The organism is Devosia sp. LjRoot3 (assembly GCF_964252865.1).
In the GTDB taxonomy this organism is placed as follows: Bacteria; Pseudomonadota; Alphaproteobacteria; order Rhizobiales; family Devosiaceae; genus Devosia.
Genome location: NZ_CAXUPK020000002.1, coordinates 217,856 through 229,882, shown reverse-complemented (window position 1 = coordinate 229,882; position 12,027 = coordinate 217,856). Strand labels below are relative to the sequence as shown.

Sequence of the window (12,027 nt, the reverse complement as noted above, 5' to 3'; positions counted from 1 at the left end):
ATGGACCCGGATTGTTCTAGGCCACGGCTCTTGCGCCCTAAAGTGGCCGGAAAGTGGCGATGGTTCAATGCCGAGTCAAGTTTCGGAAAGGAAATGCGTGGGATTTCCCCCCGTTCCCACAGGCTCGACCCTATCCACCGGCCAGCGGATGGTGCGTTTCCACCAGATTGCGCAATTTTTCATCCAGCACATGGGTATAAATCTGCGTGGTCGAAATATCGGCATGCCCGAGCAGCATCTGCACGACACGCAGGTCGGCGCCACCCGCGAGAAGGTGGCTCGCAAAGGCATGGCGCAAGACGTGCGGCGCGACGCGGGCCACCGAAATTCCGGCAGCTTTCGCCACCTCTTTGAGGTCCCGCGCAAAAACCTGCCGCTCCAAATGCCCGCTTTCCCCCTTAGCTGGAAAGAGCCATGTGGCATCCTTGGGCAGCGTCTCGGCCCAGGCGCGTACGGCATCACGCGCCCGATCGTTCATCGGTACAACTCGGTCCTTGTTGCCCTTGCCGGTGACAGTAATGAAACTGCCTTCCCGCATCACCGCGTTACGCTTCAAAGCGACGAGTTCAGAGACGCGCAGCCCGGTCGCATAGAGCAGCTCCAAAAGGCAATAGGTTCGCCGTGCAGACTCTTCCTTGGCCGGTTTTGCCGGCTTGCCCGCTTCCTGCTCAGCCGCCATGAGCAAGCGATCGACCTCGGCCACCGACAGCACTTTTGGCAGCGGCCGCCGCGTCTTGGGGCTGGCGACAATCCGCGTTGGATCATCGCCCCGCATCCCGTCGGCACAAAGGAACTTATGAAATTGCCGAATGGCCGAGAGGTGCCGCGCGCTTGAAGAGGCCGAAAGCCCCTCCGCCTTGAGCCCATCGAGATAGGCGTTCACCGTCTCGCGCGGACAGTCGAGCAGGGTCTGCTTCTTGCCCGCAACAAAGCCGGCATAGCTTGTGAGATCGCGCCGATAGGCCGCGATCGTATTGGCCGCGGCGCCCCGCTCGGCGCTCATCATTTCGAGGAAGGCCCCGACGAGGTGGCTCATTGGCCCGGTGTCGCGGCCGGCGTGCTGGTCACATTGGGCGTCGGCATGCCCACCGGTCGGGTCGGCGCCGTTTCGCCCAAAAGCTCGCGCGTCGGGATATTGCGCACCACGTCCTTGGGATTGGGCTCGACGAAGGAGACGAGCGCAAACATCCCCGCATAGACGAGGCCGGCCAGGAACAGGATGGTGATCAGCAGGCGAAAGAGAGTCGGCATGAGCTTTCCGGCGTTTTCGCATCAAACTTTGCCACAGAAAGGTTTCCATCCGGTAGGCAAAATCGCGTTGCGCTTGACAGCTTTGGGCCGTATCGCTTCAACCGGCCTTAAGTTCGGAGGGCGCCTTTCTTGAGCAAAACGGATAGTCCCGCGCGATCGGCGCGCGCCAAGGCCCTCATCGAGCGGCTGGGCGGCAGGCCGCTCATCCTCGTGGGCATGATGGGCGCGGGCAAGACCACGGTCGGCCGCCGCCTCGCCGCACGCCTGGGCCGGCGCTTTCTCGATAGCGACGAGGAAATCGAAAAAGCCGCGCAGATGACCATTCCGGAAATCTTTGCGCAGCGTGGCGAACCCGAATTCCGCGCCGGCGAGATGCGCGTCATTTCCCGGCTCCTGAAGGAAGACGATATCGTGCTGGCAACGGGCGGCGGCGCCTTCGTCAATCCCGAAACCCGCGCTCTGGTGAAATCGGGCGCCATCTCGGTCTGGCTCAAGGCCGACCTCGATGTGCTCTTCGAGCGCGTCTCGCGCCGCTCCAATCGGCCGCTGCTCAAGACCGCCGACCCCAAGGGCACGCTCGAAAAGCTGATCGCGGACCGCTATCCCATCTATGCCGAGGCCGACATCACGGTTTTGAGCCGCGACGTGCCGCAGGACAGCGTGGCCGCCGACGTCATCTCCGCCCTTCTGCACCACCTGCGCTGAAAGTTTTCGCCATGGCCGACATTTCCCACACAGTGCACGTCGCCTTGGGCGAGCGCGCCTATGACATCCTCATCGGCCCCAACCTGATCGATGATGCCGGCGCAATCCTCGCTGAGAAATTTCCCGGCCGCCGCTTTGGTATCGTCACCGACACCGAAGTCGCCAAAGCGCAACTACCGCGTCTCGTGGCGAGCCTCGAATTTTCCGGCCTTACTTTTTCGACCATCACCCTGCCCTCGGGCGAAAGCACCAAGAGCTGGGAACACCTGCAGACGGTAGTAGAGGGCCTTCTCGCCGCAAAGCTCGAACGCAATGACCTCGTCATCGCCCTCGGCGGCGGCGTCATCGGCGATCTCGCCGGCTTTGCCGCCTCGATCACCCGCCGCGGCATGGACTTTGTGCAGATCCCGACTTCGCTCCTGGCGCAGGTGGATTCCTCGGTCGGGGGCAAGACCGGCATCAATTCTCCGCACGGCAAGAATCTCGTCGGCGCCTTCCACCAGCCAAAACTGGTTCTGGCCGATCTCTCGGCGCTCGACACCCTCCCCGCCCGCCAGTTCGCGGCCGGTTACGCCGAGGTGGTCAAATATGGCCTGATAGACGATCCCGATTTCTTCGAATGGTTAGAGGCCAATCACGCCGAAATCTTTGCCGGCGGCCCGGCCCGTGGCGAGGCCATCGCCAGGTGCTGCGCCCACAAGGCCCGCGTCGTCATCGAGGATGAGAAAGAAATCGGCGTCCGGGCCCTGCTCAATCTCGGCCACACTTTTGGGCATGCGCTCGAAAAAGACACCGGCTACTCCGACCGGCTGCTCCATGGCGAAGGCGTTGCTATCGGCATGGTGCTGGCCCACACCTTCTCCAACCGCCTCGGCCTCGCGCCGGGCCAGGATTCCGGCCGCATCTCAGCCCACTTGCGAAAATCGGGGCTGCCCACCACATTGGCTGACATCCCCGGAAGTTTAGGCTCCACCGAAACCCTGATGGCCGCCATCGCGCAGGACAAGAAAGTCTCGCGCGGCGCGCTGACCTTTATTTTGACCCGCGGCATCGGCCAGGCCTTCATCGAAAAAAATGTCGATCCCGCCAAGGTTTCGGCATTTTTGGACGAGATGCGTGGCTAAGACATATCCCATCCACAGTGTCATTCCAGCGAAAGCGGGAATCCCTGTTTGGAAACCGAGATTCCCGCTTTCGCGGGAATGACACCGAGTGTTTGGATAGGCTCAACTGGCCGGCAAAACCTCGATATTGAGCGCATGGACACGGTCTTTCAGTTCCGCGTCCAGCGTTTCGAATACCGCACGGTGTTGCGCCACGCGGCTCAAGCCGTCAAAATCGCGGGTCGCGATTCTGACTCGGAAATGGGTCTCGCCCCCTTCGCGCCATCCGGCGTGGCCTCGATGCTTGTTCGATTCGTCGATCACCTCGAGATGGAGAGGCGAGAACCGCTCGGTGAGCTTTGCTATCATTGTGTCCCTGACGGACATGGGGCGGGCTCCGCTTGAAGATTTGAAGACTTAACTAGGTGCTATGAAACAGCAATCCAAGCTTTTCGATTCAATCCGCATCCGACCGCGCCGGGAAGAAAAGCCCGAGCCGGCCGAATTTTCCTGCGAATGGGAAGGCTGCGATGAGGCCGGCGAATACCGCGCGCCAAAAGGGCCGCGCAGCGAGGGGCAGTATCACCATTTCTGCCTCGAGCACGTTCGCCACTACAACAAGGCCTTCAATTTCTTCGCCGGCATGAGCCAGGAAGAACTGGACGAAGCCCTGACGACCCCGCCCAAGGCGGAGTCGCGCTCGAGCTTTGCGACTGGCAATCCGCAAAATGCACGCGCTGCCGGCCGGACGGCCAGCACCCGCCCCGGCGACAAATATGGCGACCCCTTTGGCGTCTTTGCCCGCTACCGGCACCGCCAGGCCCAGCGCCCCGCCGCCGAGCGCGTAAAGCCGCTCAACGAGAACGATCGGCGTGCTTTCGAGTCCCTGGGCTTTTCCGGCCACGCCAAATCCGACGACATCAAAGCGGCTTACAAGAACCTGGTAAAAATCCACCATCCAGACGTAAACGGCGGCGATCGATCCTCCGAAGAAAAGCTCCGCACCATCATTGCGGCCTATTCACACCTGAAGAAAATGGGCTTCGTCGCCCGCTAGTTGTTCCGTGACAGTTTGGCTACCAGCACGTCAGCAATGCTGCTATAGAGCCACGGGCCAACGCGCCTCCCGCCAAAAGAAAATCTCTTGATCCACGAGCCCTTGCCATGACCGAGTTCACCAATCTGCCCGACACCGATTACAAGGCCCGCGAGCTTTTCGGCATCGATACCGATATGGTGGTCAAGGGCTACAAAGAGCGTACCGACCACGTACCGCCGATCGATCCGGATTATCTGTTCGACCGCAACACCACGCTCGCGATTCTGGCCGGCTTTGCCTACAACCGCCGCGTCATGGTCCAGGGCTATCACGGCACCGGCAAGTCGACCCATATCGAACAGGTCGCGGCGCGCCTCAACTGGCCGCTGGTCCGCGTCAATCTCGATAGCCACGTGTCGCGTATCGACCTCGTCGGCAAGGACGCCATCGTCCTCAAGGACGGCAAGCAGATCACCGAATTCCGCGACGGCATCCTGCCCTGGGCCGTGCAGAACAATATCGCCCTCGTCTTCGACGAATACGACGCCGGCCGCCCGGACGTGATGTTCGTGATCCAGCGCGTTTTGGAACAGTCGGGCCGCCTGACCCTGCTCGACCAGAACCGCGTTATCGTGCCCCACCCCGCCTTCCGCCTGTTCTCGACCACCAATACCATTGGTCTGGGTGACACTTCGGGCCTCTACCACGGCACGCAGCAGATCAACCAGGGCCAGATGGACCGCTGGAGCCTCGTCACGACGCTCAACTACCTGCCGCACGACAAGGAAGTCGGCATTGTTCTGGCCAAGAACAAAGCCTATTCCGACACCGACAAGGGCAAGAAGCTGGTCTCCAACATGGTGCGCCTCGCGGACCTGACCCGCTCGGCCTTCATCAATGGCGATCTGTCGACCGTCATGTCGCCGCGCTCGGTCATCACCTGGGCCGAAAACGCCCAGATCTTTGGTGGCGATGTCGGCTTCTCCTTCCGCCTGACCTTCCTCAACAAGTGCGACGAACTCGAACGCCCCGTGGTTGCCGAGTTCTACCAGCGCGTGTTCGGCGAAGATCTGCCCGAATCCTCGGCCAACCTGGCGGTCACGGCCTGATCAACATCCACCGGGTCATTCCCGCGCAAGCGGGAATCCCCATTCGGATACCAAAACAGGGATTCCCGCTTGCGCGGGAATGACACCGTTAGGGGCGGCCCGGCCGCAACGAGAGAACAGCCATGGCCCAGAACATCTATGATGATGCGGCCTTCTTCGAAGGCTACAGCCAGATTTCCCGCTCGCGGCTGGGCCTTGCAGGCGCGCCCGAATGGCGTGATGTGGAGGCGATGCTTCCCCCGCTCAAGGGCCTCAACGTGTTGGACCTCGGCTGCGGTTTTGGTGCCTTCCCACGCTATGCCGTCGAGCAAGGCGCGGCCCGTGTCCATGGCGTCGATCTCTCGGCAAACATGCTCGCGACGGCGCGCGAGCGGTCCGGCGACATGCCGATCACCTATGAACAGGCCGATCTCGAAACCTACGAGCCGGAGGCTGGCGCCTTCGATCTCGTCTATTCCGCGCTCGCCATTCACTACCTCGCCGATTTCGACCGCTTCTGCGCCATGGCCGCCCGCGCCCTTGGCCCCAAGGGCGGCGATCTCGTCATCACTACCGAGCACCCGATCTGGGCCGCCCGCGCCGAACCTGATTTCCGCACCGATCCCGACGGCACCCGCGTCTTCGCCTTTTACGACTATGGCGTGGAAGGCCCGCGCCGGTCGAACTGGATCACCGAGGGCATCGTCAAATACCATCGAAAACTCTCGACCCTGATCATGACCATGCATCGCCATGGGCTCATGCTGCAGGCGATCGACGAATGGACGGCAACGGACGAGCGGATCGCCGCCAATCCCGCCCTGGTGGACGAGAAGACCCGCCCACAATTACTCCTATTGGCGGCGCATCTGGCGCCCGATACCCACCGGACCTGACCATGGCACAGCCCCCGCGCAGCAAGCCCAACAAGCCCGACCAGACCCAGGCCTTCAAATCGGCCATGGGCGCAACGGTACGCGCCATTGGTGCCAAGGCAGAACTGGAAGTCACCTTCACGGCTGACCGCCCACTGCTGACTTCGGACAAGGCCCGCCTTGCCAACCTGCCGCGCCTCCCCACCAAGCGCGATATCGCCATTGCCCGCGGTCAGGGCGATGCCATGGCTATGCGCCTTGCGAGCCACGACCCCGATACGCACCGCAAGCGCAGTCCAATGGACCCGCAGGCCCGCGCCGCCTTCGACGCGCTGGAACAGGCCCGTGTCGAATCTTTGGGCGTCATCCGCATGCCGGGCATGTCGGGCAATATCCACGAAATGCTGGAAGACCGGCTCTTCCGCGCCAATTTCGCCGAAGTCGACGACAAGAACGAAGCCCCGCTTGCCGAAGCGCTGGGCCTGATGCTGCGCGAAAAGCTTGCCGGCGTCCCCGTGCCGCCCTCGGGCCATGCCCTCGTCGATCTCTGGCGCAAGGAGGTGGAAGCCAAGGCCTCCACGTCCATCGACAAGCTGCTCTCGACCTATGAGAACCAGGAAGATTTCTCCAAGGCCGTCAGGGCCGTGCTGCGCGATCTCAACCTGATCGCCGAAAGCGACATGGAAGATCCGGACGCGTCGGACGAGGACGATGCCAACGACAGCCAGCCCGAACAGGCCCAGGGCTCCGACCAGTCGCCCGAACAGGGCGAAGGCGAGAACGAGCAGGCTGAATCGGAAGAAGATCAGCAGTCCGGCGAAAGCGAAGAAACCGGCGACGTCGAAGGCATGGAAGCCGACATGGCCGATGTCGACGACGATGCCGAGTCCGAAGCTGGCGAAGACGCGCCCATGCCGCCTCCGGCAAAGGACGGCGGCGAGCGGCTGTCCAATCAGTTCCAGTACAAGGTCTTCACCACCAAGTTCGACGAAGTGGTGAAGGCGGCCGAACTCTGCCCGCCCGACGAACTGGACCAGCTGCGCGGTCTCCTCGACAAGCAGCTCGAAAACCTCGCCGGTGCCGTGGCGCGCCTTGCCAACAAGCTGCAGCGCCGCCTGATGGCCAAGCAAAACCGCTCCTGGCAGTTCGACCTCGAAGAGGGCCTGCTCGATACCGCGCGCCTCACCCGCGTCGTGACCGACCCCATGCAGGCCCTGAGCTTCAAGGTCGAGAACGACACCGATTTCCGCGACACCATCGTCACGCTGCTGATCGACAATTCCGGCTCCATGCGCGGCCGCCCGATCACCATTGCGGCCATCTGCGGCGACATTCTCGCCCGCACTCTGGAGCGTTGCGGCGTGAAGGTCGAGATCCTTGGTTTTACGACGCGCGCCTGGAAGGGCGGCAAGTCCAGAGAAGCCTGGCTCGAAGCCAATCGCCCGGCCAATCCCGGCCGCGTCAACGACGTGCGCCACATCATCTACAAGGCCGCCGACGAACCGTGGCGCCATGCGCGCCGGAATCTGGGCCTGATGATGCGCGAAGGCCTCCTCAAGGAAAACATCGACGGCGAGGCGCTCGAATGGGCGCGCAAGCGCCTGATGTCGCGTCCCGAACAGCGCCGTATCCTGATGGTGATTTCGGATGGCGCGCCGGTCGATGACTCCACCCAGTCGGTCAACGCCGGCAATTATCTCGAAGCCCATCTCCGTCAGGTCATCGAGGACATCGAGACCCGCTCGCCGATCCAGCTCGTCGCTGTCGGCATCGGCCACGATGTGACGCGCTACTATCGTCGCGCCGTGACCCTCCTCGATGCCGAGGAGCTGGCCGGTGCCCTCACCGACGAATTGGCGGCGCTCTTCGACGAAGAAATGCCCGGCCCCGCAAGGCGGCGCGGTCGCTGATGTCCCGGCGCTGGGCCCCGATAGCCTGCCTTGCGCTATTGGCCCAGCCAGCTCTGGCGGTCGACGTCACCGTGACGTCGGCCCAGGTCTCGCGCTTCAAGGGCGTCGGCCTCGATGAGCCCGTGGGGAAACTGATCTTCCGCGGCGGTCTTACGCTGCAGTCGCAGGACGACATGTTCGGCGGCCTTTCCAGCGTCACCGTGACCGGCCCCGACCAGAACATCGCCTTCGTCACCGACCGCGGCCAGTTCGTCTCCGGCAAGCTCGCCTATGACCAGAATGATCGCCTGCTGAGCCTGATCGGGGTCACCATGGACCCTATCCAGAATTCCAAGGGCGCGCCCCTGCCCCGCCAATATGCGCGGGATGCCGAGGGCATGGACACGGTGCTCCGCGATGGCGTGCCGGTCGCCGTCCGTGTCAGTTTCGAAAACCTCACTCGCGTCGCCGACTTCGCCATCACCGACGGCCGCCCGGGCGGCCCGGCGCGCGAGATCACCATTCCCGACTGGCTGACGGATTTGCGTTCCAACAAGTCGCTCGAGGCCATCTGCATCGCCCCACCGGCCTCGCCCATCGCCGGCTCGACCCTGCTGCTCACCGAAGAGTCCCTCGACGAAAACGGCAATCACCGCGGCCATTTCCTGGGCCAGAACGACAAGGGCCCGGTGACCTATGTCAATTCGCCCGTGGTCAACCCCACCGACTGCGCCTTCCTGCCCAATGGCGACCTGCTGGTGCTCGAACGCGGCGTCGCCCTCTTCAGCTTCGTCATGAATCTGCGCCGCGTTCCCGCTGCGGAGGTGCGCCCCGGCAATCTCATGCAGGGCGAGCTTTTGCTGTCTGCCGAAGGCGCCGAGATCGACAACATGGAGTCGATCATGGTGCACGTAACGCCGGGCGGCGAGACCCGGATTTTCATGGGCTCGGACAACAATTTCAATGACTGGCAGCGCCACCTGCTGGTGGAGTTTGCGCTGGCGGAATAACCAGCAGCGCCCTCACCCCTCGATCGTCATTGCCGGGCTTGTCCCGGCAATCCATCTCGCCTCCGCATGGGACCACCGGGACAAGCCCGGTGGTGACGACGGCGGTAGGCCACTGGAAACAAAAAGGGCCCCGGAAATCTCCGGAGCCCCAAATTCCAAAAACCCAAAAAGATCAGACAAACGCGCCGTGGCAGTGCTTGACCTTCTTGCCCGAACCGCAGGGGCAAGGTGCATTGCGCGACAGGCCCGCCAGCAGTTTCGGATCGAGCGGAGCCAGCGCGCCGACGTCTGAATCGTCGCCCACCGCATCATTCTCGCCCGTTGTCGGGTCGATATGAGTGGTCGCCAGCAGCGCCGGATCGATCGCCGGGGTCGGCTCGGGCGGGCGCATCTGGATTTCGATATGGCTCATCTGCGTGGTGACAAGCTCGCGCAGATTGCCGAGCAGTGCCTGGAACAGCTCGTAGGCTTCCTGCTTGTACTCGGTCAGCGGATCGCGCTGGGCGATGCCACGCCAGCCGACAACCTTGGAGAGGTGGTCGAGCATGACAAGGTGCTCGCGCCAGAGCCCGTCGATCGACTGGAGCAGGATGGACTTTTCCACCTGCCGCATGATCGCGCCATACTTGTCCGACTTGGCCTCGACAACGCCATCGGCGGCCGCGCGGATACGGTTCTCGACGGTCTCGGCGTCGATGCCCTCTTCCTTGGCCCATTCGCCCACTGGCGCTTCGACATTGAGATAGGTCTTGGCAGCAGCTTCGAGCTGCTCGGTCTTCCACTGCTCGGGGTAAGAGCGCGGCGGAATGGCCTTGGTGACGATATTGTCGACCACATCGTGACGCATCTCGGCGATGGTCTCGCTGACATCCTCTTCATCCATGAATTCGAGACGCTGTTCGAAGATCACCTTGCGCTGATCGTTCATCACGTCGTCGTATTTGAGGATGTTCTTGCGGATGTCGAAGTTGCGCGACTCCACCTTGCCCTGGGCGCGTTCAATGGCCTTGGTCACCCACGGATGCGTGATGCTTTCGCCCTGTTCGAGCCCGAGCTTGCCCAGCATGGAATCCATCGAATCCACCGGGAAGATGCGCATCAGGTCGTCCTGCAGCGACAGGTAGAACTTTGAATGGCCGGGGTCGCCCTGGCGACCGGAACGACCACGCAGCTGGTTGTCGATGCGGCGGCTTTCATGGCGTTCGGTGCCGATCACCATCAGGCCGCCGGCAGCCAGCGCCTTCTTCTTCTCGTCGGCGATCTTGGCCTTGATCTCGGCGATCTTGGCTTCGCGGGCGTCGCCCTCGAGTTCCTTGGCCTCGCGCTCGATGCGCATTTCAAGGTTGCCGCCGAGCTGAATGTCGGTACCGCGACCAGCCATATTGGTCGCAATGGTGATCGCGCCCGGCAGGCCCGCATCGGCAACAATGAAGGCTTCCTGCTCGTGGTGGCGAGCATTGAGCACGTTCATCTGCCCCACATTCTTCTTGCGAAGAATATCGGCCAGCATTTCCGATTTTTCGATCGAGGTCGTACCCACGAGCACCGGCTGGCCGCGCTCCTGGCATTCCTTGATCAATTCCGCGATGGCATCGAACTTTTCGGCTGCCGTACGGTAGATCGCATCGTCTTCGTCGATACGCTGCACCGGCAGGTTGGTCGGAATGGTGACGACGCCGAGGCTATAAATGTCGGCGAATTCTTCTGCTTCCGTCGCCGCCGTACCGGTCATGCCGGCGAGCTTTTCATAGAGGCGGAAATAGTTCTGGAAGGTAATGGAAGCCAGCGTCTGGTTTTCAGACTGAATCTTGACGCCTTCCTTGGCCTCCAGCGCCTGGTGCAGGCCTTCCGAATAACGGCGGCCTGGCATCATGCGGCCGGAGAATTCGTCGATGATAACCACCTCGCCGCCTTCCGGTGTATCGCGGGTGATGTAGTCCTTGTCCTTGCGGAACAGCTTGTGGGCGCGCAGCGCGGAATTGGCGTGGTGCACCAGCGCGACGTTTTCCACGTCATACATGGAATCGCCCTTGAGCAGCCCCGCTTCGGCCAGCGCCGCCTCGAGCTTTTCCACGCCCTGGTCGGTAAAGGTGGCAGCGCGATGCTTTTCGTCGAGTTCGAAATCGCCCTCGCCGATGATCGGCATCAGCGAATTGATCTTGATGTAAAGCTCCGAGCGATCTTCGGACGGGCCGGAAATGATCAGCGGCGTACGCGCTTCGTCGACAAGAATGGAGTCGACTTCGTCGACGATGGCGAAGGAGTGGCCGCGCTGCACCATCTGGGCGCGCGAATACTTCATATTGTCGCGCAGATAGTCGAAGCCGAATTCGTTGTTGGTGCCGTAGGTGATATCAGCACCATAGGAGTCGCGGCGCTGCTGGTCGGTCAGGCCATGCACGATGATGCCGGTGGAAAGACCGAGGAAATTGTAGATCTGCCCCATCCAGCCGGCGTCGCGGCGGGCGAGGTAGTCGTTGACGGTCACGACATGCACGCCTTTGCCGGCGAGCGCATTGAGATAGACGGCGAGGGTTGCAACTAGCGTCTTGCCTTCACCGGTACGCATTTCAGCGATGGCGCGGTCATTGAGCACCATGCCACCGATGAGCTGCACGTCAAAATGGCGCATGCCCAGAACGCGCTTGGACGCTTCACGCACCGTCGCAAAAGCCGGCACGATCAGGTCATCGATCTTGGCGCCCTGTTCGAGCTGGGCCCTGAATTCAACGGTGCGGGCTTTAAGCTCGTCGTCAGTGAGCTTGGCCAGTTCCGGCTCCAGCGCATTGATCGCGGCGACCTTGCCCTGGTAGCGCTTGACCTGCCGATCCGACGGCGATCCGAAAATCCGCCGGGCGAGCGCAGCTAGAGCCATTCGTGTCATCCTTCAAATTCAGTGGCGTGGCGAAAGGGGCGGGCGGCTTGCACTAAAGCGTTTTCAAGAAGAAGTGTTGACCACTTTCGAAAACGCTGGGGCGCCAGCGGCCCATCTCGCCTCGTCACAACTCTGGGAGGCCTTTTGGGCTCCCCGTGTGGATTGATCCGTGGAGGACAAGGGCCCATGCGG

11 protein-coding genes are annotated in these 12,027 nt (G+C 62.3%); 7 read left to right on the top strand and 4 right to left on the bottom strand.

The annotated features are described in order from the left end of the window. Positions 1-130 precede the first annotated feature (130 nt). Positions 131-1,036: a site-specific tyrosine recombinase XerD gene (locus ACSQ2A_RS08185; RefSeq protein ID WP_436071808.1), complete on the bottom strand. Its 906-nt coding sequence runs from the start codon at positions 1,034-1,036 to the stop codon at positions 131-133. Beyond that, positions 1,033-1,251 (bottom strand): hypothetical protein, encoded by a 219-nt coding sequence (locus tag ACSQ2A_RS08180; protein ID WP_436071807.1) that lies wholly within the window; start codon positions 1,249-1,251, stop codon positions 1,033-1,035. Before ACSQ2A_RS08180 ends, ACSQ2A_RS08185 begins: the two co-directional genes overlap by 4 nt. Positions 1,252-1,380: 129 nt before the next feature. Here ACSQ2A_RS08180 and ACSQ2A_RS08175 point away from each other — a divergent pair, with 129 nt between their 5' ends. Then, on the top strand, positions 1,381-1,956 hold the full coding sequence (locus ACSQ2A_RS08175; RefSeq protein WP_295415776.1) for a shikimate kinase: 576 nt from the start codon (positions 1,381-1,383) through the stop codon (positions 1,954-1,956). Between the two features lie 11 nt (positions 1,957-1,967). Next, entirely contained in the window at positions 1,968-3,080 is a 1,113-nt protein-coding gene (aroB, locus tag ACSQ2A_RS08170) for a 3-dehydroquinate synthase (protein WP_436071806.1), read from the top strand. 102 nt (positions 3,081-3,182) lie between these two features. Here the strand turns inward: aroB and ACSQ2A_RS08165 are convergent, their stop codons facing one another. Further along, positions 3,183-3,446: a BolA family protein gene (locus tag ACSQ2A_RS08165; RefSeq protein ID WP_291420770.1), complete on the bottom strand. Its 264-nt coding sequence runs from the start codon at positions 3,444-3,446 to the stop codon at positions 3,183-3,185. Between the two features lie 43 nt (positions 3,447-3,489). On the opposite strand from ACSQ2A_RS08165, the gene ACSQ2A_RS08160 reads away from it, so the two are divergent. From ACSQ2A_RS08160 to ACSQ2A_RS08140, 5 genes are all read left to right on the top strand, one after another. Further along, positions 3,490-4,116 (top strand): J domain-containing protein, encoded by a 627-nt coding sequence (locus ACSQ2A_RS08160; RefSeq protein WP_436071805.1) that lies wholly within the window; start codon positions 3,490-3,492, stop codon positions 4,114-4,116. A 107-nt stretch (positions 4,117-4,223) separates the two neighbouring features. After that, complete coding sequence (cobS, locus tag ACSQ2A_RS08155; RefSeq protein ID WP_295415782.1) at positions 4,224-5,207, top strand: cobaltochelatase subunit CobS; 984 nt, start codon at positions 4,224-4,226, stop codon at positions 5,205-5,207. A gap of 122 nt (positions 5,208-5,329) precedes the next feature. Beyond that, the gene (locus ACSQ2A_RS08150; RefSeq protein WP_436071804.1) at positions 5,330-6,082 is read left to right on the top strand and encodes a class I SAM-dependent methyltransferase; all 753 of its coding nucleotides are present in this window, start codon (positions 5,330-5,332) and stop codon (positions 6,080-6,082) included. A gap of 2 nt (positions 6,083-6,084) precedes the next feature. Further along, positions 6,085-7,971 (top strand): cobaltochelatase subunit CobT, encoded by a 1,887-nt coding sequence (gene cobT / locus ACSQ2A_RS08145; RefSeq protein ID WP_295415785.1) that lies wholly within the window; start codon positions 6,085-6,087, stop codon positions 7,969-7,971. Beyond that, positions 7,971-8,960, top strand: coding sequence for an esterase-like activity of phytase family protein (locus tag ACSQ2A_RS08140; protein ID WP_436071803.1), 990 nt, complete (start codon positions 7,971-7,973; stop codon positions 8,958-8,960). The genes cobT and ACSQ2A_RS08140 overlap by 1 nt, the downstream gene beginning before the upstream one ends. Positions 8,961-9,132: 172 nt before the next feature. On the opposite strand, the gene secA is transcribed toward ACSQ2A_RS08140, so the two are convergent. Then, complete coding sequence (secA, locus tag ACSQ2A_RS08135; protein WP_436071802.1) at positions 9,133-11,844, bottom strand: preprotein translocase subunit SecA; 2,712 nt, start codon at positions 11,842-11,844, stop codon at positions 9,133-9,135. Positions 11,845-12,027: the final 183 nt, after the last annotated feature.